We start from the raw sequence: 20,027 nt of genomic DNA on the forward strand, positions 1-20,027 counted from the left end.
ACTTATGAAAAAGAAGAGCTTAATAATTTTAAGTATATTAATTTTAATATTTACAGGAATAACTCTTTATTTAACTCGAGAGCATATAATAATTTTTTATAGATGGATTACTAATGGTGAGGTTGTAAAGAGTTATATTCAAAGGTTTGGTCCTTGGGCAGCTTTAATATTTTTTGTATTTCAAATATTACAAGTTGTTATATTTTTTATCCCTGGAGAGGTTATACAAGCGGCTGGGGGATATATTTTTGGTGCCGTAGAAGGAACTTTGCTTTCATTCTTTGGGATTGCAATTGGATCATTGGCTTTATTCTACATATGCCAAAAGTTCGGGAAAAAATTAGTACAAAAATTTGTACCTAAAGATATGTATGATAGCCTAGAAAAAATATTGAATAGTCCTAAATTTAAGCTTATTCTGGTAATATTATTCTTTTTACCAGGAGCACCTAAAGATTCACTTATTATGGTCTGTGCTTTAAGTAACATAACAATAAAACATTTTATAGTATTCTCTATGATTGGAAGAATACCAGCCTTAGTTGCTTCATCTTTTATGGGATCAAATTTAGCTCAAGGTAATATTGTTAGTGTAATAGTTGTTGGTATAATAGCATTGATAGCTTGTGTTTTAGGATTTATATTTAGAAAAGATGTCTTTAAGTACATAGAAAAACTTTAAACTTAGTTTATTTAAATTACCTCTTTATTAAGAATAGGGGTAATTTTTTGTTGTTTAATAAAGAACGTTTATATTGTTTTTTTATAGTATTTTAGAATAGTAATAATATAAAAGAATATAGATTCATATAGGCAAGAACACAATGGTTCTCATAAGAATATAATATAGAAAACTTGTATTGGAGAGAACTATGATAACTAGGGAAAAATATGTTACATCATCACTAGAATTACATCTTTTTTTTGGGAGAATTATGAAGGAACACTCCTTATTTTTAGAGGCTGGATTTACACCTAAAAATGCAAAACTTGCTAAGGAGGCTGACAAATATAAAGAGGGTTTTGAAAAAATTCTATTAGAAGTGGTAAAGCTAAGCGAAGGACGGGTTAGACAGTCGGTAATAAATTCTGGAGAAGTTTTTACCGAGTATACTTTAAATGCAGAAAAGAAAACAGAGTACTATACAGGAATAGATATTAATTCTAAGATAACACTACTGCAGGAAGAGTTGAAATGCGCAGGCATAAAGCATATTGATTCTAAGGTGGTAAGCTGTGTAAGAAGTATTAATAATAGAGCCTTAAAATTATTGGATGGGTTAATAGAGTTTAAAACGAAAGTTTTAGATGGTATGCTTTGTTGTAAGCTGTTCACAGTAAATTATCCACTACTTATTGAACATATACTAAGGGAGGCTAAATTATATCGTTCATATATAGAGGAGATTGAATGTAATAACGATATAGATAGGGGAAATGTTAAAGCGACTGAGCTATTTTGGAATCAAATTATGATGGAGCATTCTTTATTTATTAGAGGATTACTTGATCCAAGTGAAGAGGAATTAGTAAGCACTGCAAATGACTTTGCAAATGAGTTCAGTGAATTAATTCAAGATGCAAAAGATGCTAACGAAATGACAATGGCTAGTGTTACAAATGAGACATTAAGAGAGACAGTTAGGTTAAGAGATTTTAAGAAGGCTGGTACAAAGGGAATAGCTGATTGTGAAATAAAATCTATAATATTACCACTTCTTGCTGACCATGTACTAAGAGAGGCAAATCATTATATACGACTACTAAAAAGTTATGATGAATAAGAAGTTAAACCAATCTTTTAGTAGAATATTATAAGAGTTAGTGTAAAAGCTAACTCTTATAATATTTAAAATAAATTATAGGTTTGTTAGTTCATCATATTTTGAGATGACTTTGTTTACTATTCCATATTCAGTTGCTTCTTTAGCATTTAGCCAATAATTTCTCTCTGTATCTTTTTCCACCTTCTCTAATGGTTGACCTGTAGCTTCGCTAATAATGCTATTAATTCTACTACGTACTCTCAATATTTCTTTTGCTTCAATACCTATATCAGTAGCTTGACCATTAAATCTGCCTAGTGGTTGATGTATCATATATCTTGTGTTTGGTAAAGAATATCTATCTTCTTTATCAGCTCCAAGATAAATAGTAATACCTGCACTTGCAACCCAACCAGTACCGATTACTATAACACGTGGTTTAATAAATTTAATCATATCATGAATTGTATCACCAGCCTCAACATGGCCACCTTGACTGTTAATGAATATTTTTATAGGTTCATCTCCCATTTCTTGAAGAATTAAAAGCTGAGTTATTACCTTTTCAGCTAAAGCTTGATTAATCTCTCCAGAAATAATAATTGATCTAGATTGTAATAATTTTTCTATCACTATACCTGGAGTTTCTTTTTCTTGTTTTTCATCTTGGTTATTCATAAGATCATTATCTCCTCTCAATTCAACATATTTATATTTAATATAATATCCATTATTTTACTATAATATTAATGGTTGTAAAAATTATTTTTGAAAGAGTTTGTGTAAGAATAGCTTCTTTTTATTTATTTCTTAATTAAAAATAAATAGTTTAAAGAGTATAACTTTAAATGGTAAAATATTATAACTTAATATTTAATTATTAAGTTTTATATTAAATTTAGATATAAGTAAATTAGGGGAGAGTAAGAGGCTATGAGATATTCTGTAGAAATGATTTGTGATAAATTCGAAGCAAGAGAAGATTTAGAATTTATATTCTTCTGGGGACACACAAAAAATAAAAAAGGTAAGATAACTAAAGCCTGTTTTAGTCAGTGGTATCTTTCAGATTTTCAGGTTCATGGGGTTTTATATAATTGTGCAGAAAAGTATATGATGGCTGAAAAGGCCAGATTATTTAAGGATTATGAGACTTTAGAGGAGATATTATCTGCTACAGAACAACAAGAAATTAAGGCCTTGGGAAGAAAAATTAGAAACTTCCATGAAGAAACGTGGAATAAAGAAAAATATAATATCGTTAAGAAGGGAAATTTGGCTAAGTTTTCTCAAGATGAAGAGCTTAAGGAATTTTTGTTAAGTACAGAAAATAAAGTTATAGTTGAAGCAAGCCCTTATGATAGAATTTGGGGTATAGGAATGGCTGCTAGTGATGAGGAGATAATTAATCCTAAAGGGTGGAGAGGTCAAAATCTTTTAGGTTTTGCTTTAATGGAAGTTAGAGATTTAATAAAAGAAGATATTAAATAATTTAATATATAGCTATGTTTTAAATTAGTGTTGATTTTTAAATAGAATTGTAAGTTAGGTCTGACTAGCTAAAAATTAAGATTTACTTAAAACAGAGCAAAATTTAAAGATAAAAAAGTAGGAGGGTAACATGAAGATAAAAGATGTACTATATGGAGAGTTCGTTGTTGAGCCTGTATTAGAGGAATTAATAAACACAAAAGAAGTTCAAAGATTAAAGAATATCCATCAAGGGGGAGCTAATTACCTTGTTAATCCAGAGTGGAATGTCACTAGATATGAGCATTCAGTCGGAGTAATGTTATTTACACGTCTTATGGGGGGAAGCATAGAAGAGCAGGCAGCAGGTTTATTACATGATATATCTCATACTGCGTTTTCTCATGTTGTTGACTTAGTTGTAGACAACAAGGAAGAGGATTATCATGAGAAAATATTTGAAAATGTAATTGAGAATTCTGATATTCCTAAGATATTAAAGAAATATGGTTATGATTCAAAAGAAATACTTTATGATGAATCAAAATGGACTATTTTAGAAAGAAAAGCACCAAAATTATGTGCAGATAGAATTGATTATACCTTAAGAGATATGTTTAATTATGGTGTTATATCAAAGGAAGAAATTAAGCCATTTTTAGATAACTTAAGAGTAGTTAATGGAGAGGTTGTTATTAATTCTATTGAAAGTGCTGAGTGGTTTGTTGAGTTGTATTACAAAGAGGTTATAGGCTTATTTATGAACCCACTTAGCATATATTCTAATGATAGATTATCTAAAGCAATAAAGGCTGCTTTAAAAGCAAATGAAATTACATTAGATGATTTATTAGAAGATGATAATTACGTGTTTAATATACTTAAAAATTCTAAAAATGAAGAGGTAATGGCTTTTGTTAACCAATTAAATTATGATGCTAAAGTAGTAGAGGATAGAGAAAACTATGACATATATCAAGTAAATAAAATAAGAACTATTAATCCTGGTGTAATCATAGGAGATAAAGTTTATTCAGCATCAGAAAAGTCAGAAAAAGTTGAGATCTTAAATGAAAACGCCTTAGAAACATGCAAAGCAGGAACATACGTTAGAATTTTATAATAAAGAAAAGAGCTTATATCAAAGTCCAAGAATAAAACTTATAAATATATTCAGGTTATAAGGTTTATTGAACTGTTTTGATATAGCTCTTTCTTATATTAAGTAGTATAGAATAATCTAATAATAAGATATTCATAGCTTTTATAAATAATGATACAAAAATTATAATGATATAAAAATTATAGGTATAAAAATATATTAAATGGTTATTATTGTAAATAGAAAATTTTAAGTAAAAAATCACATTGATAAATCAATGTGATTTTAATAATTTATTCTTGGAGGAAAATTATGAATAAATCAAAATTAAAAGCACTATTAACAAGTAAAATAACCATAGGAGTACTTTGTTTTATTATTGGAGGTATTGCTTTAGGAAATACTTCAGAGGTTGATATAACTAAAGAAAGATATAATCAATTACTAGAATTTGAAAAAGTTGCTTTAGAGAAAAATAACTCTGAGGAATTAGTTAATAATGAAGAAAAAGAAACTTTTAGTGAGGAAGTAGTTGAGGAAAATTTAGAAGAAATGAATACAGACATTACAGATGAAAATAAATTATTAGGTCTTGGTGAAACCTCCTATTTAACTGATGAAAATGGCGTTAAATTAATGTCATTAACTATAGATAGCGTTAAACTTACAGATGAAAGAAATCAATTTTGGGACAAAGAAGCGGAGAAGGTTGTTGTCATAGAATACACTTATGAAAATATAGGCTATGAAGAAAATTTGCATATATTTGATTATAATTTTAAAGTTTATGATTCTGCAGGAAATGTATTAGAAGGGTATCCAGCTGGAGCAGAAAAATATCCCCAAGCTATAAGTAAAGGTAAAAAATGTACTGCTAATATGTCTTTTGCATTAAATAATGAATCAAATGATTTAGAAGTAGAATTTTATGACAATATGTTTAATGGAAAAGCTACTGATGTATTTAAAATAGTTGCCGAATAACTTTAAGAATTAGTATAAAATATACAACTCTCTTTTGAATTTTTTAAGAACTCATTTTAATACCTTGAAATTCCATTTATGGATTAGACATTATAATCAGAATCCCAGTTATTCACGTTTGGTGTCCAGTTATGCACAGCTTATTGAATGAGGTTATTTCGTCTGATATATTAAGGGTACTTATTACAAATGAATATTTAGTAAATATTTTCTTGGTTAGATTTTAAGTTAGGAAAGAGTTTATTAGTTTTATAAAATCAAAAATGAAAATGTTTTCTTAATGTAGGGGTAATAAGTATTTTTGAACGGTAGTAACCCTTCGAAAATTTTACAACAAGATGAATTTGTTGAAACTTTAAGGAATTAAATCCAATGAGTTATGCAACAAAAAAAGGGGGATGTATATTATGAAGAAATTTAAGAAAACAAAACTTATGGCAAGCCTTGCAATTGCTTTATGCATGTTCACACAGCCAGTAGTTAGTTTAGCAGCAACAAATACTGTTAGCAACCAAGAGGGAATTGACTTAGGAATATCAAGCTTAAATTACAATAGAAACGAAGTATTAGCAACTAATGGAGATAAAATTGAAAGTTTTGTTCCAAAGGAAGGTAAAAGGTCAGGGGATAAATTTATAGTGGTAGAGCATAAGAAAAAATCACTTACTACATCGCCAGTAGATATTTCAATAGTTGATTCTGTGAATGATCGTACATATCCAGGGGCATTACAACTTGCAGATGATGCCTTTGTTGAAAATAGACCTACTCTTTTAATGTGTAAAAGAAAACCTATTAATATTAGTATAGATTTACCAGGTTTAAAAGGTGAAAATACTATAAAAGTGGATAACCCAACTTACGGAAATGTGTCTGGAGCAATTGATCAGTTAGTATCAAATTGGAATGAAAAGTACTCATCAACACATACTTTACCTGCAAGAACTCAATACTCAGAGTCTATGGTATACAGTAAAGCTCAAATAGCAAGTGCACTTAATGTTAATGCTAAGGTTCTTGAGAACTCACTTGGAATAGATTTTAATGCTGTAGCAAACAATGAAAAAAAGGTTATGGTTTTAGCATATAAACAAATATTTTATACAGTAAGTGCTGAGTTACCTAATAATCCATCTGAACTTTTTGATGATAGTGTTACATTTAAGGAGTTAACTCAAAAGGGCGTAAGTAACGAAGCACCACCACTTATGGTTTCAAACGTAGCTTATGGTAGAACTATTTATGTTAAGTTAGAAACAACATCTAAGAGTAAGGATGTACAAGCTGCTTTTAATGCTCTTATAAAAAATGTTGATGTAAAAAATAGTGAACAATATAAAGATATTTATGAAGACAGTTCATTTACAGCAGTGGTTTTAGGTGGAGATGCACAGGAACATAACAAAGTAGTAACTAAAGATTTTGATGAAATAAGAAATGTAATTAAAGATAATGCAACCTTTAGTGCAAAAAATCCTGCTTATCCAATTTCATATACTAGTGTTTTCTTAAAGGATAATTCACTTGCGGCTGTACATAATAAAACAGATTATATAGAAACAACATCTACAGAATATTCTAAAGGAAAGATAAATCTTGATCATAGTGGAGCTTATGTTGCTCAGTTTTATGTATCATGGGATGAGGTTTCTTATGATGAAAATGGAAATGAAGTATTAACTCATAAGACTTGGGATGGAAATTACAAAGATAGAACAGCTCATTTTTCTACTGTAATACCGCTTCCAGCTAATACAAAGAATATAAAGGTTATGGCAAGAGAATGTACAGGCCTTGCTTGGGAATGGTGGAGAACTGTTGTTGATGAGAATAATATACCATTAACTCATAATATAAATGTTTCAATATGGGGAACCACTTTATATCCTGGAACTAGTGGTGTTACTTATAATTAATAATTATATATTTAGATTTTACTATCATAAAGGACTGCCCAGCTTATTAGCTGGGCTTATTTCTTTTGAAAAGAGGTATTAATAAAATCAATGACATCAGTATTACAATTTTGCTTGAATAGATGAGTAGGAATTATCTTATTAATAGCACAAGGTTATATTAATGAGAATATATTATTAATGTTATTAATACTAGAGTTTCAGGAGATAAATCATGGGATATTACGTTAAAGTTGAGCCAGGAGTAAAGCTATATATAGAGGATCTTAATGAAGAGGGAAAGGAGACCATAGTCTTTCTTCATGGTTGGCCAGGGGATCACAATCTATTTGAATATCAATTTAATTATTTAGCACGAAAAGGATGTCGTTGCATTGGAATCGATCAGAGGGGATTTGGTAATTCTGATAAACCATTGCATGGATATGATTATAATACATTAAGTGATGATGTTAGATGTGTAGTACAAGAATTAGGTCTTAATAATTTTACATTACTTGGTCATTCTACAGGAGGAGCAATAGCTGTAAGGTACATGGCTAGGCACAATGGGTGTGGGGTAAATAAACTTATACTATGTGCAGCCGCAGCTCCAAGTCTTATTAGACGACCTTATTTCCCACATGGATTAAAGAAAGAAGATGTTGATAGGATTATCAAAGGAACATATAATGATAGACCTAAGATGTTAGAGGATTTTGGTAAGACATTTTTCTATAAAAAAGTTAGTCGTCCATTTTCACAATGGTTCTTACAATTAGGCTTTAAGGCAGCTGGATGGTCAACAGCAGAAATCGCTAAAACATGGCTTGATGAGGAACAATTATTCGAGGATCTCGGGGAAATAAATACACCAACATTAATCCTGCATGGTATTCATGATAAGGTATGCTTATTCCCATTGGGAGAATATCAAAATAAAGCTATAAAGGGTAGTAAGCTTATAAAATTTGAGGATAGTGGACATGGCTTATTCTACGATGAAAAAGATAGGTTTAATAGAGAGGTTTTGTGTTTTGTTAATAGTTAAATCAATTAATAATCACATATAAGCAAATATTTTAAATTAGTTAATAGGAGAAAATATGCAATAGAATAAAGTTCCACTTCTTAATGGGAGTGGAGCTTTTTTCTTTTGGGATTATATTAAAATCAACTTAAAATAGAGTTAAAGTAAAAGATTTTAATAAATAAGTTTTTTATATAGAATAAATGCAAAATCAATAATTTTTAGTTAGATAATAAAAAATACATATTATATTTATCTAATTTATTTAATACACACAAAAAAGTGATTGATTGTGTCTACTAAATATTAGATTTATCATAAACTCATAGTATAAATCACAGATGCTTAGAGAGGGGAATCATTAAAAGTAAGATTTTTAGGAGATGATTTTATGAAAGTAACTAGTAAAGGAATAATTAATGGAATTATTCAAGATAGATTTGGAAAAAGAGGACCTTTAGATGAGTATGGAATACCAATGTGCTCTCTTCCTTTAAAGATAAAAGATGCTCCAAAGAAGACAAAATCATATGCTATTTTCCTTGAAGATAAGGATGCTATACCAGTAAGTGAAGGATTCTCATGGATACATTGGGTTGCTGCTAATATCACAGAAAAAGAAATTCCTGAGAATGCAAGTAGAACTTTAGATAATATTGTACAAGGGTTAAATAGTTGGATTAGTATTCAAGGAGGACAAAAACCAAAGGAAGCATGTAGGTATTATGGCGGAATGACACCACCAGACAAGGCTCATATTTATGAAATTCATGTATATGCATTAGATTGTCTAGTGGACTTAAAGAATGGTTTCTATGCAAATGAGCTATTTAGAAAAATGGATGGACATATATTAGATGAGTACACATTAAAAGGAATTTATGAAGCTTAATTTTAAAGCATAGCCTTTATTTTCACCATAATTATTAAATTAGAATTTGTTTGTATAATATTATGTAAATGGATATAATTAATAGGTATAAAATGGAAAAATAAGAGGTGGAAATATGGTTCATGTAGTTTATTGTGATGATAAAGAAAAGGTATTAGAAAAGATAATTGAGGGTACAAAAACAATGGTTATTAGAGGAGCTGCAGGCAGAAAAATTCCTCATAGTAGAGTATTTAAAGGTGAAGACTTATACTTTATGAAAAAAGGATCTAAAAAAATTTCTGCAAAAGCAAGTGTTGTTAATATAGAAAATTACGTTAAACTTTCTCAGTATGATTCTTTAAATGTTATTATGGAAAACCAAGATAAATTAAATCTATCTGAAAAGCAAATTAAAAGATGGAATAAAAAATGTTTATGTTTAGTTGAGTTTAATAACTTAGAGGAAATAGAGCCTTTAGATTTTGAACATCAAAGCAATATGGATGATTGGCTTATAGTAGAGAAAATTGAAGATGTACTTGTTGGAAGTAGTATAGATTATAACTATGAAAGTACTAAATTAAAATAGATTTATCTAAGAAAATAAATAGCCTATATATAATTTTTTATTGTTTATATACAGTTTAATAAAAAAAGTGTCAGTTACTTATAAGAGCAACTGATACTTTTTGTGTTAAAAGATCAAAATATAAATCAATTATATATGCGATTAGTATATACATAGAAATTATTAAGCCATTATAACACCTATAATAATAATTTCTAATAAGTATTTAGATATAATTGAGACTGATAAAAAAGATATAAACTCTGAAAATCAACACTATTTTAAAATATTATTAATATAAAAAGAAATATGTTTTTAGAATTAAGTTTTATTATATTATTATAGATAATAAATTAAAAGGAGTGTTTAGAATGACAAAAAAATCAGGATTTAGAGAAGGATTTTTATGGGGAGGGGCAGTTGCTGCCAACCAATGTGAAGGTGCATGGAATGTAAATGGAAAAGGAGTAAGCACAGCTGACGTAGCCACAGGTGGATCTAGAGATAAAGCTAGAGAATATACTGATGGAGTTATAGAAGGCAAATACTATCCATCACATGAGGCAATAGATTTTTATCATAGATATAAAGGTGATATAAAATTATTTGGAGAAATGGGATTCAAATGCTTTAGAACATCAATAAACTGGACTAGAATATTTCCAAATGGAGATGAAACTGAGCCAAATGAAGAAGGATTAAAGTTTTATGATGATTTATTTGATGAATGCTTAAAATACGGAATAGAGCCAGTAGTTACAATATCTCATTATGAAATGCCGTATGCTTTAGTAGAGAAATATGGGGCATGGAGAGATAGAAGATTAGTAGAATTCTACGTTAATTACTGCAAAGTAATATTCACTCGTTACAAAGATAAGGTTAAATATTGGATGACATTTAACGAAATTAACGTTATAGCCCTTCATCCATTCATACCAGCAGGGCTTAAATTTAAAGAGGGTGAAAATAAACTACAGACAACTTACCAAGCAGCTCATCATCAATTTATAGCTAGTGCAAAGGCTGTAAAGCTAGGACATGAAATAAACTCAGAATTTAAAATTGGATGTATGATTTTATTCCCTCAAACATATCCAGCTACATGTAATCCAAAGGATGTACAAGCTGCTAATGAGTTTATGGATACAACATATCTTTTTGGAGATGTTCAAGCAAGAGGATATTATTCAAATAAAGCTAAAAAATTCTTCGAAAGAAATGATATAAATATAAAAATGGAAGAAAATGATGAAGCTATTTTAAGAGAAGGAAAAGTAGATTTCATTGGATTTAGTTACTACATGACAATAGTTAAATCAGCTGAAGGTGAGAATGAAGAGAAAACAGGCGGAAATATGTTAGGTGGAGTTAAAAATCCATATTTAGAAGCTTCAGATTGGGGATGGCAAATAGATCCTGAAGGATTTAGAATATCATTAAACAATTTATATGATAGATATCAAATTCCACTATTCTGTGTTGAGAATGGTCTAGGAGCAGTAGATATAGTAGAAGAAGATGGGTCTATAAATGATGACTATAGAATCGAATATTTAAGAAGACATATAGCTGAAATGAAAAAGGCTGTAGAAATAGATGGAGTAGACTTAATGGGATATACTCCTTGGGGATGTATTGACTTAATTAGTGCAAGTACTGGAGAAATGAAAAAGAGATATGGTTTCATTTATGTGGATAAAGATAATGATGGAAATGGAACACTAGAAAGAAGTAGAAAGAAGAGTTTTTACTGGTATAAAAAAGTTATAGAATCAAATGGAGAAATATTATAAATATAAAAAATAGCGATTAAAGCCTCTAATTTTATTAGGGGCTTTAATTTTTTTAATAACTATTTAAAATGAAAACTTAATCAAATAAGTACAAATATATTTCGATTATTTTTAGAGTAGAGTTATAAAATACGTGTAAGATTTTATTTAGAATCTCTATGTTTAAACCTAATTTCAAGGTAAAAATGAAAAAATATTAAATTTTTTTAAAAAGATTATTCATTGAATATACACAATATATTCAACTTATTTAAATTATAAGCAATAATTGGAATATCTTACTTTTACAAAATTTGTTTAATTAACCGGTTTATTGATTAGATTTGTTTTTGAATAAAAATGAAAGCATATATGCAATAATTTCCAATTTGTGGGTTTGAAATCGTTTAATAGTGGGTGTATAACATAGGTGTAGGGAGGAAACGACCTACAAAAACCTAAAAGATAAAGGGAGGAAGGGTATATTATGAGAGACGACAGAGCATTAAACGTTACTTCTGAAATTGGAAGATTAAAAACAGTTCTACTACATAGACCTGGAGAAGAAATTGAAAACTTAACACCAGATTTATTAGATAGACTACTATTCGATGACATTCCATTTTTAAAAGTTGCAAGAGAAGAACATGACGCTTTTGCACAAACTTTAAGAGATGCAGGAGTAGAAGTGCTTTATCTAGAAGTTCTTGCTGCTGAAGCAATAGAAACTAGTGAAGAAGTTAAGGAACAATTTATAAGTGAATTTATTGATGAGGCTGGAGTTGAAAGTGAAAGATTAAAAGAAGCCTTAATAGAATACTTCAACTCATTTAGTGATAATAAAGCAATGGTCGATAAAATGATGGCTGGGGTAAGAAAAGAAGAACTTAAGGATTATCATAGAGAATCATTATATGATCAAGTAAATAATGTATATCCATTTGTATGTGATCCAATGCCAAATCTTTATTTTACTAGAGATCCATTTGCAACAATTGGACATGGTATTACATTGAATCATATGAGAACAGATACAAGAAATAGAGAAACAATATTTGCAAAATACATATTCAGACATCATCCAAGATTTGAAGGAAAAGATATTCCATTCTGGTTTAACAGAGATGAAAAAACTTCTCTTGAAGGTGGGGATGAATTAATACTTTCAAAAGAAATTTTAGCAGTTGGTATATCTCAAAGAACTGATTCAGCATCAGTTGAAAAATTAGCTAGAAAATTATTATACTACCCAGATACAACTTTCAAAACTGTATTAGCATTTAAAATACCAGTATCAAGAGCATTTATGCATTTAGATACAGTATTTACTCAAGTAGATTATGATAAATTTACAGTTCATCCTGGCATAGTAGGACCTTTAGAAGTTTATGCATTATCTAAAGATCCTGAAAATGATGGACAACTACTTGTAACTGAAGAAGTAGATACTTTAGAAAATATCTTAAAGAAATATCTAGATAGAGATATTAAATTAATAAAATGTGGTGGCGGAGATGAAATAATAGCTGCTAGAGAACAATGGAACGATGGTTCAAATACACTTGCTATTGCACCAGGTGAAGTTGTAGTTTATTCAAGAAACTATGTAACTAATGCAATATTAGAAAAGCAAGGAATTAAATTACACGTTATCCCTTCATCAGAGTTATCAAGAGGTAGAGGGGGCCCAAGATGTATGTCAATGCCTCTAATAAGAGAAGATTTATAAAATAATACTTAACATAATATAGAGAGAATTTAAGAGAATATAAAAATTTCGAATTTTTGTAAACGTATAAAAATAAAGAAATATTGAATATTAGGAGGAATTAAAAATGGCAGTTAACTTAAAAGGAAGAAGCTTTTTAACATTAAAAGACTTTACACCAGCAGAAATTAGATACTTATTAGATCTTTCTCATGATTTAAAAGCTAAAAAAAGAGCTGGAATATTAGGAGATAGCTTAAAAGGTAAGAATGTAGTTTTATTATTCGAAAAAACTTCAACTAGAACAAGATGTGCTTTCGAATGTGGAGCTGCTGAAGAAGGTGCTCATGTAACATTCTTAACTAACTCACAAATGGGTAAAAAAGAATCAATAGAAGATACTGCAAAAGTTCTTGGAAGAATGTACGATGGTATTGAATTTAGAGGATTCAAACAATCAACTGTTGAAGAATTAGCTAAACATGCAGGAGTTCCAGTATGGAATGGATTAACTGATGCTGACCATCCAACTCAAATATTAGCAGACTTCTTAACAATAGAAGAACATGCAAGCAAACCATTAAGAGAAATCAAATTAGTATTCGCTGGAGATACAAGAAATAACATGAGTTATGCATTAATGTATGGTGCAGCTAAAATGGGAATGCACTTCGTAGCTCTTGGACCAGAAAGCTTAAAACCAGATGAAGATATTCTTAAAGAAATGCAAGAATACTCAAAAGAAACAGGAGCAACAATAGAATTTTGTTCAAACGTTGATGAAGCAGTTAAAGATGCAGATGTTATCTACACTGATATTTGGGTATCAATGGGAGAAGATGAAAGTTTATATCCTGAAAGAGTTAAATTGTTAACTCCATACAAAGTAACTAGAGAAATGATGAATAAAACAGGAAATAAAAATACTTTATTCATGCACTGCCTACCATCATTCCATGATGAAGATACAGAAGTTTGTAAAGATATGATGGATAGATTAGGTCTTGATATAAGAGAAGTTGAGGATGAAGTATTCAGAAGCAAAAATTCAGTTGTATTTGATGAAGCTGAAAACAGAATGCATACAATTAAGGCAGTAATGGTAGCAACTGCTGGAAAATAATAAATTTTTCTTAAGGGGCTGTATTTATAATATTATCTAAGGAGAATAATTAGCATTTAAATTATTTAAATTTAATAACTGAATTTTCCTTTCATCATATTATAAATGCTGCCCTGTTTTTACTAAGGTGAAAGTGGGTGAGTTATATGGCAGATCAACAAAATGAACCAAAAAAATTAGGGTTTGCTCAATTAGCAGCATTAATAGTTGGTTCTATGATTGGAGGGGGAGCTTTTAATCTTCCATCAGATATGGCAAGAGGAGCTGGAACTGGAGCAATCATAATAGGATGGATTATAACAGGTATCGGAATGATAGCATTAGCATTTGTATATCAATCATTAGCTAATAGAAAGCCTGAGCTTACTGGTGGTGTTTATAGTTATGCAAAAGCTGGTTTTGGAGAATATATAGGATTTAACTCAGCTTGGGGATATTGGTTAAGTGCATGGATTGGAAATGTATCTTATTCAGTACTTCTATTTGGAGCAATTGGTTATTTCTTCCCAGTGTTTGGAGAAGGAAATAATGTAGCAGCTATTATAGGTGCATCAATATTACTTTGGGCATTTACATTATTAATATTAAATGGTGTAAGTGGAGCAGCACTTATAAATCTTATAACTACTATAGCTAAATTAGTTCCCATATTTTTATTTATAGTGATTTCATTATTTATGTTTAATTTTGATAAATTTACATTCCAATTCTGGGGTACAAGCGGTATAGGTGGAATTGTAGAACAAGTTAAAAGTACAATGCTAGTAACATTATGGTGCTTTATAGGTATTGAAGGAGCTGTAGTTGTTTCTGGAAGAGCTAAGAAGCAAAGTGATGTAGGTAAGGCAACAGTGATTGGTCTTATAGGAACATTAATAATATACATGTTAATAACATTAATGGCACTTGGAGTTATGGACAGAGTTAAACTTTCAGGTCTTGAAAATCCTTCAATGGCTTATGTATTAGAGTTTGCAGTAGGTAAATGGGGTGCAGTTCTTATAAATTTAGGATTAATAATTTCACTATTTGGATCACTTCTTGGATGGGCATTACTTGCCGCAGAAATTCCTTATGTAGCAGCAAAGGATGGAGTATTACCTAAAGTATTTGCTAAGTTAAACAAGAAAGGAACACCAAGTGGTTCATTAATAATAACTAATTTATTAGTACAAGCATTTTTAATATTAACATTAGTAGCAAGTAGTACATATCAAGCTTTATATTCAGTAGCTAGTACAGCTATATTAGTACCATATCTTTTAAGTGCTATGTATGGATTTAAGCTAGCTTTAACAGGTGAAACTTATGATAAAAATCCTACTGGTAGAACTAGAGATAAAATTTTTGGTGGAATAGCAACTGTTTATGCTATATGGCTTTGCTATGCTGCAGGGCTTAAATATTTATTATTATGTTTCATACTATATGCAGTAGGAATTATATTCTTCTACATTGGTAAGAAACAGAATAATAAAGATGGTGAAGTGTTCGTAGGAAAAGAAAAAATATTAGCAATAATTGTTTTAATTATAGCAATTATAGCAGTAGTAATGCTAGTTAATGGAACTATTACTATTTAGAGTATGATCTTAAAATAAGACTAAGTTTTAAGTAAACGTTTATTTCTAGCTAGTTATTCAGGACTAGCTGAAGATCAAGGTTGTTTTAAACCATAAAATAAAATTGAAAATGAATATAAATATAAAGTACTTACTTAAAGATTAAATTGTGAGAAAAAAGGGAGGAAAAGACAATGAAAATTGTTTTAGCATTAGGCGGAAATGCATTACAAAAAGATTCAAAAGATAAAAGTGCAGAAGGTCAATTACAAGCATGTAGACAGACAGCTGTTTCAGTAGCTGATTTAATAGAAGATGGACATGAAGTATCAATAGTACATGGAAATGGACCACAAGTTGGACAAATATTAGCTAGTATCGAATTAGCTCACCAAGTTGATAATGGAAATCCATTATTCCCATTTGATGTAGTGGATGCTTTTTCAGAAGGCTATATCGGTTATCATCTTCAAAACACAATAAGAGAAGAACTTTTAAAAAGAGGAATTAAAAAATCAGTAGATACAATTACAACTCAAGTAATAGTTGATAAGAATGATCCTGGATTTAAAAATCCAACTAAACCAATAGGTTCTTTCTATTCAAAAGAAGAAGCTGAAAAGCTAGAAAAGGACAAAGGATATACTATGAAAGAGGATGCTGGTAGAGGATATAGAAGAGTAGTAGCTTCTCCAAAACCAGTTGATATAGTAGAAAAAGAAGCTATAAAAACTATGGTAGATAACGGATTTGTTGTAATCGCTTGCGGAGGCGGTGGAATCCCTGTAGTAGAAGACGGAAATAGCCTTATAGGAGTACCAGCTGTTATTGATAAAGACTTCGCCGCTGAAAAATTAGCTGAAATATTAGATGCAGATGCATTATTAATACTAACAGCAGTAGATAGAGTTTGTATAAATTTCAACAAACCAAATCAAGAGGCTTTAAAAGAAATTAATCTAGAAAAAGTAGATAGATATATAGAAGAAGGACAATTTGCTCCAGGAAGTATGCTTCCAAAAGTTGAAGCTTGTAAAAAATTCGTATTAAGCGGAGATGATAAAATGGCTATAATTGCTTCTTTAAGTAGTGCTAAAGCAGCTTTAAGAGGAGAATCTGGAACAAAAATAATTAAATAAAAATTACCCCAAAATATTAATTTCATTGTTTATATTAGCATACATACAGGGTTAAAGGGTAGCAAAGGAGAAACTATGAGTAATTTAGAGAAATCTTTAAGACAACAGGCAATATTAGATATAGTAGAAAACAATTGTATCGGTAAACAAGAAGAATTAATAATTGAACTAAAAGCATGTGGAATAAGTGTAACACAAGCTACACTATCAAGAGATTTACATGAAATGAATATAATCAGAAAAAGTTTTGATAATAAAGAGCATAAATATGTAGTCGTAAAAGAAGGAGCTTTTGTGAAGAAATATAAGAACATATTTAAAAGCTCAGTTGTAGGTGTAGCTATTCAAGAATGTTTTATATTAGTTAATACATTAAATGGTATGGCTAGTTTAGTTGGAGAATTTATAGATAGACTTGGAGATAATAGAATAGCCGGAACTGTAGCTAGAAAAAATCATATATTGGTGTTGTGTAGAAGCCTTAATGCTACACAACAAATATTTAAAGAATTAGACTCTTTAAGACTATAATTAGAATTAAGAAGTAAAAGTTATATTTAAAGTGAATATTGATTTTCAGCTAGATATTCAGATCTAACTAAAGATTAATATTAGTTTAAAAGAGAAACTAAGTAAAAAATATATAAAATCTTACCACCTTAAAAATGTTGCGTTTTATAATTAAAAATTATACAAGAAACTATAAAGAAATAAGAGTATTAAAAAATAAAAAATATTTTAATTGAGTAAATAAAATCCTAAACAATTACCTAAAAGATGAAAGTCTAATGTGACAGACAAAGTATTTAATTAAAGAAAATAATCAATAAAAAGCTTCTATAAAAACAATATTATATTTTTATAGGAGCTTTTTGTTTATTACCTATATTTAAAATTAATCATAAAGAGACATTTAAATTCTAGCAACATTGGTTTCTTTAGCTTTCTCTGCCACAGCTTTAGCTACAACATCAACTAGATTTCTATCTAATGATGAAGGAATTACATTTTCATAATTTAGGTCTTTTTCATCTATGTAATTAGCTATAGCCATAGCGGCAGCTAGTTTCATTTCTTCGTTAATATCGGAGGCTCTAACTGATAGGGCTCCTTTAAATAATCCAGGAAATACAGATACATTGTTTATTTGGTTTGGTAAATCTGATCTTCCAGTTCCTATTATTTTTGCGCCACCAGCTCTTGCTTCATTAGGCATTATTTCAGGTGTTGGGTTTGCTAATGCAAAGATAATAGCATCCTTATTCATTGTCTCAACCATTTCCTTAGTAACAATGTTTGGAGCTGAAACTCCAACGAATAAGTCCGCTCCTTTTAAGGCATCAGCTAATGTACCTGTAATTTTATTAGGGTTAGTTATTTTAGCCAAATCTCTTTTTGCATAGTCGATTTCTTGCATATCTTCGTTTATTATTCCTACTTTATCACAAGGAACTAAGTTTTTAACTCCAGCATTTAATAATAACTTACATATAGCAGTTCCAGCGGCACCAATGCCATTTACTACAACCTTTATATCACCAATATTCTTTTTAACTAATTTAAGAGAGTTTAACACTGCAGCTAATACTACTATAGCAGTACCATGCTGGTCATCATGAAAAACAGGAATATCTAATTCTTTTCTCAATCTTTCCTCTATTTCAAAACATCTAGGAGCACTGATATCTTCTAAGTTTATCCCTCCAAAGCTTGGTGAAATAAGTTTAACTGTATTAACTATTGTATCAACATCATGGGAGTCTATACATATTGGAAGGGCAGAAACTCCTCCAAAATCCTTAAATAATATCGCTTTTCCCTCCATAACAGGCAAGCTAGCTTCAGGTCCTATGTTACCGAGACCAAGAACAGCGGAGCCATCAGTAACTACAGCCACCATATTTCCTTTTGAAGTATATTTATAAACATCATTTTTATTTTCTTCTATTTTTCTACACAGCTCAGATACACCTGGAGAATAAACAATGCTTAGATCATGTTTATTTTTAACTTCAACCTTTGAATTAACCTCGATTTTACCTCTTTTGGCTTCATGTATTTTTAAGCTTTCTTCATAAATATTCATATTTTAAACCTTCTTTCAAAAAGTATTTAAATTAAATATGTTCTAATGGTATACTACATAAATAATACTGAAAAATAGAGGTTCTTTATAATTTTACAGTTTTGATTATTTATTATGTAAAATTTAAAAATAATAAGTACGATATGAGAAAGATTTATAATAAATTTTATAGTGAATATATTAATATAATTAATATATACAGGCAATTAAATATTTAAGTATATTAAATTTTACATTTTTCTAATTTAAATATTGTTTTAGGGAATATTGATTTATATGTAATTATTAAGATATATGAAAAATCAAAACTTATTTAAAACATATTTTAATTTAAGAAAGTTAATAGGAGGGGATATTATGGGAAAAAACTTTTATACTAGTGATATTCACTTTGGACACAAAAATATTATAAAGTACTCAAAGAGACCATTTAAATCTATAGAAGATATGACAGAAGGATTAATAAAACGTTGGAATAATAAAGTAGGGTATGAGGATACTGTTTATGTTCTAGGGGATATGTTTTATGGGATAAAGCTAGACTATGAAAAGATAATAAATAGATTAAATGGTAAAAAAATATTGATTAAGGGTAATCATGATCAGTGGATAGAAAATAATGAAAAATTAAAAAAGTTATTTTTAGATGTAGTAGACTATAAAATAATTAAGGATTGTGGAAAACAAATTGTATTATTCCATTATCCAATAATTGAGTGGGCATATAAAAATAATGGGTCAATACATCTATATGGCCATGTGCATGATATTTGTAATATGGAAACTAAAATAATGTATAACATGGATAATGCTTATAATGTTGGAGCTGATGTTAATAATTTAGAACCTTGTACTTTAGAAGAGATAATAAGGAATAAAAATAACTTTGGATATGCTATATATGAAAAATAAACTAAAAAGCTACTAGATAAAATTTACCTAGTA

General features: G+C 29.3%; 18 protein-coding genes. 16 read left to right on the forward strand and 2 right to left on the reverse strand.

Annotated elements, in window-relative coordinates; translation table 11 throughout:
• Positions 1 to 4 precede the first annotated feature (4 nt).
• Both AC2JAQ_RS00325 and AC2JAQ_RS00330 read left to right on the forward strand, forming a co-directional pair.
• Positions 5 to 682, forward strand: coding sequence for a TVP38/TMEM64 family protein (locus AC2JAQ_RS00325; RefSeq protein WP_488457359.1), 678 nt, complete (start codon positions 5 to 7; stop codon positions 680 to 682).
• A 190-nt stretch (positions 683 to 872) separates the two neighbouring features.
• The gene (locus tag AC2JAQ_RS00330; protein WP_488457360.1) at positions 873 to 1,784 is read left to right on the forward strand and encodes a DUF2935 domain-containing protein; all 912 of its coding nucleotides are present in this window, start codon (positions 873 to 875) and stop codon (positions 1,782 to 1,784) included.
• 75 nt (positions 1,785 to 1,859) lie between these two features.
• On the opposite strand, the gene AC2JAQ_RS00335 is transcribed toward AC2JAQ_RS00330, so the two are convergent.
• Positions 1,860 to 2,444, reverse strand: a complete 585-nt coding sequence (locus tag AC2JAQ_RS00335; RefSeq protein WP_488457361.1) for an ATP-dependent Clp protease proteolytic subunit — start codon at positions 2,442 to 2,444, stop codon at positions 1,860 to 1,862.
• Positions 2,445 to 2,699: 255 nt separating this feature from the next.
• On the opposite strand from AC2JAQ_RS00335, the gene ybiA reads away from it, so the two are divergent.
• The 13 genes from ybiA (at position 2,700) to AC2JAQ_RS00400 (ending at position 17,527) form a co-directional block, all read left to right on the forward strand.
• On the forward strand, positions 2,700 to 3,257 hold the full coding sequence (ybiA, locus tag AC2JAQ_RS00340; protein ID WP_488457362.1) for a riboflavin biosynthesis intermediates N-glycosidase: 558 nt from the start codon (positions 2,700 to 2,702) through the stop codon (positions 3,255 to 3,257).
• Positions 3,258 to 3,387: 130 nt separating this feature from the next.
• Complete coding sequence (locus AC2JAQ_RS00345; RefSeq protein WP_488457363.1) at positions 3,388 to 4,359, forward strand: HD domain-containing protein; 972 nt, start codon at positions 3,388 to 3,390, stop codon at positions 4,357 to 4,359.
• Positions 4,360 to 4,650: 291 nt separating this feature from the next.
• A complete protein-coding gene (locus AC2JAQ_RS00350) occupies positions 4,651 to 5,322 on the forward strand; it encodes a DUF4352 domain-containing protein (RefSeq protein WP_488457364.1) in 672 nt (223 codons plus the stop codon).
• Between the two features lie 407 nt (positions 5,323 to 5,729).
• Positions 5,730 to 7,238 carry a thiol-activated cytolysin family protein gene (locus AC2JAQ_RS00355; RefSeq protein ID WP_488457365.1) on the forward strand — a complete coding sequence of 503 codons (1,509 nt, stop codon included), beginning with the start codon at positions 5,730 to 5,732 and terminating at the stop codon, positions 7,236 to 7,238.
• 214 nt (positions 7,239 to 7,452) lie between these two features.
• Positions 7,453 to 8,268 carry an alpha/beta fold hydrolase gene (locus tag AC2JAQ_RS00360; RefSeq protein WP_488457366.1) on the forward strand — a complete coding sequence of 272 codons (816 nt, stop codon included), beginning with the start codon at positions 7,453 to 7,455 and terminating at the stop codon, positions 8,266 to 8,268.
• A gap of 370 nt (positions 8,269 to 8,638) precedes the next feature.
• The gene (locus AC2JAQ_RS00365) at positions 8,639 to 9,139 is read left to right on the forward strand and encodes a YbhB/YbcL family Raf kinase inhibitor-like protein (protein ID WP_488457367.1); all 501 of its coding nucleotides are present in this window, start codon (positions 8,639 to 8,641) and stop codon (positions 9,137 to 9,139) included.
• Between the two features lie 115 nt (positions 9,140 to 9,254).
• Positions 9,255 to 9,710, forward strand: coding sequence for a hypothetical protein (locus tag AC2JAQ_RS00370; RefSeq protein ID WP_488457368.1), 456 nt, complete (start codon positions 9,255 to 9,257; stop codon positions 9,708 to 9,710).
• Positions 9,711 to 10,060: 350 nt separating this feature from the next.
• Positions 10,061 to 11,485 carry a 6-phospho-beta-glucosidase gene (locus AC2JAQ_RS00375; protein ID WP_488457369.1) on the forward strand — a complete coding sequence of 475 codons (1,425 nt, stop codon included), beginning with the start codon at positions 10,061 to 10,063 and terminating at the stop codon, positions 11,483 to 11,485.
• A gap of 466 nt (positions 11,486 to 11,951) precedes the next feature.
• A complete protein-coding gene (gene arcA, locus AC2JAQ_RS00380; protein WP_488457370.1) occupies positions 11,952 to 13,193 on the forward strand; it encodes an arginine deiminase in 1,242 nt (413 codons plus the stop codon).
• Positions 13,194 to 13,299: 106 nt separating this feature from the next.
• Positions 13,300 to 14,295, forward strand: coding sequence for an ornithine carbamoyltransferase (gene argF, locus AC2JAQ_RS00385; RefSeq protein WP_423239712.1), 996 nt, complete (start codon positions 13,300 to 13,302; stop codon positions 14,293 to 14,295).
• Between the two features lie 146 nt (positions 14,296 to 14,441).
• The gene (gene arcD / locus AC2JAQ_RS00390) at positions 14,442 to 15,878 is read left to right on the forward strand and encodes an arginine-ornithine antiporter (protein ID WP_488457371.1); all 1,437 of its coding nucleotides are present in this window, start codon (positions 14,442 to 14,444) and stop codon (positions 15,876 to 15,878) included.
• 173 nt (positions 15,879 to 16,051) lie between these two features.
• On the forward strand, positions 16,052 to 16,996 hold the full coding sequence (gene arcC, locus AC2JAQ_RS00395; protein ID WP_488457372.1) for a carbamate kinase: 945 nt from the start codon (positions 16,052 to 16,054) through the stop codon (positions 16,994 to 16,996).
• Between the two features lie 75 nt (positions 16,997 to 17,071).
• Positions 17,072 to 17,527 (forward strand): arginine repressor, encoded by a 456-nt coding sequence (locus AC2JAQ_RS00400; protein ID WP_488457373.1) that lies wholly within the window; start codon positions 17,072 to 17,074, stop codon positions 17,525 to 17,527.
• A gap of 382 nt (positions 17,528 to 17,909) precedes the next feature.
• Here the strand turns inward: AC2JAQ_RS00400 and AC2JAQ_RS00405 are convergent, their stop codons facing one another.
• Positions 17,910 to 19,082: an NAD(P)-dependent malic enzyme gene (locus tag AC2JAQ_RS00405; RefSeq protein ID WP_488457374.1), complete on the reverse strand. Its 1,173-nt coding sequence runs from the start codon at positions 19,080 to 19,082 to the stop codon at positions 17,910 to 17,912.
• Between the two features lie 357 nt (positions 19,083 to 19,439).
• Here AC2JAQ_RS00405 and AC2JAQ_RS00410 point away from each other — a divergent pair, with 357 nt between their 5' ends.
• Positions 19,440 to 19,994 (forward strand): metallophosphoesterase, encoded by a 555-nt coding sequence (locus tag AC2JAQ_RS00410; protein WP_488457375.1) that lies wholly within the window; start codon positions 19,440 to 19,442, stop codon positions 19,992 to 19,994.
• Positions 19,995 to 20,027: the final 33 nt, after the last annotated feature.

The sequence above is a fragment of the Clostridium sp. LIBA-8553 genome, from assembly GCF_057782465.1.

Coding starts and splice junctions, on each gene's coding strand:
- AC2JAQ_RS00325 (WP_488457359.1), top strand. CDS start 5: ATGAAAAAGAAGAGCTTAATAATTTTAAGTATATTAATTTTAATATTT.
- AC2JAQ_RS00330 (WP_488457360.1), top strand. CDS start 873: ATGATAACTAGGGAAAAATATGTTACATCATCACTAGAATTACATCTT.
- AC2JAQ_RS00335 (WP_488457361.1), bottom strand. CDS start 2,444: ATGAATAACCAAGATGAAAAACAAGAAAAAGAAACTCCAGGTATAGTG.
- ybiA (WP_488457362.1), top strand. CDS start 2,700: ATGAGATATTCTGTAGAAATGATTTGTGATAAATTCGAAGCAAGAGAA.
- AC2JAQ_RS00345 (WP_488457363.1), top strand. CDS start 3,388: ATGAAGATAAAAGATGTACTATATGGAGAGTTCGTTGTTGAGCCTGTA.
- AC2JAQ_RS00350 (WP_488457364.1), top strand. CDS start 4,651: ATGAATAAATCAAAATTAAAAGCACTATTAACAAGTAAAATAACCATA.
- AC2JAQ_RS00355 (WP_488457365.1), top strand. CDS start 5,730: ATGAAGAAATTTAAGAAAACAAAACTTATGGCAAGCCTTGCAATTGCT.
- AC2JAQ_RS00360 (WP_488457366.1), top strand. CDS start 7,453: ATGGGATATTACGTTAAAGTTGAGCCAGGAGTAAAGCTATATATAGAG.
- AC2JAQ_RS00365 (WP_488457367.1), top strand. CDS start 8,639: ATGAAAGTAACTAGTAAAGGAATAATTAATGGAATTATTCAAGATAGA.
- AC2JAQ_RS00370 (WP_488457368.1), top strand. CDS start 9,255: ATGGTTCATGTAGTTTATTGTGATGATAAAGAAAAGGTATTAGAAAAG.
- AC2JAQ_RS00375 (WP_488457369.1), top strand. CDS start 10,061: ATGACAAAAAAATCAGGATTTAGAGAAGGATTTTTATGGGGAGGGGCA.
- arcA (WP_488457370.1), top strand. CDS start 11,952: ATGAGAGACGACAGAGCATTAAACGTTACTTCTGAAATTGGAAGATTA.
- argF (WP_423239712.1), top strand. CDS start 13,300: ATGGCAGTTAACTTAAAAGGAAGAAGCTTTTTAACATTAAAAGACTTT.
- arcD (WP_488457371.1), top strand. CDS start 14,442: ATGGCAGATCAACAAAATGAACCAAAAAAATTAGGGTTTGCTCAATTA.
- arcC (WP_488457372.1), top strand. CDS start 16,052: ATGAAAATTGTTTTAGCATTAGGCGGAAATGCATTACAAAAAGATTCA.
- AC2JAQ_RS00400 (WP_488457373.1), top strand. CDS start 17,072: ATGAGTAATTTAGAGAAATCTTTAAGACAACAGGCAATATTAGATATA.
- AC2JAQ_RS00405 (WP_488457374.1), bottom strand. CDS start 19,082: ATGAATATTTATGAAGAAAGCTTAAAAATACATGAAGCCAAAAGAGGT.
- AC2JAQ_RS00410 (WP_488457375.1), top strand. CDS start 19,440: ATGGGAAAAAACTTTTATACTAGTGATATTCACTTTGGACACAAAAAT.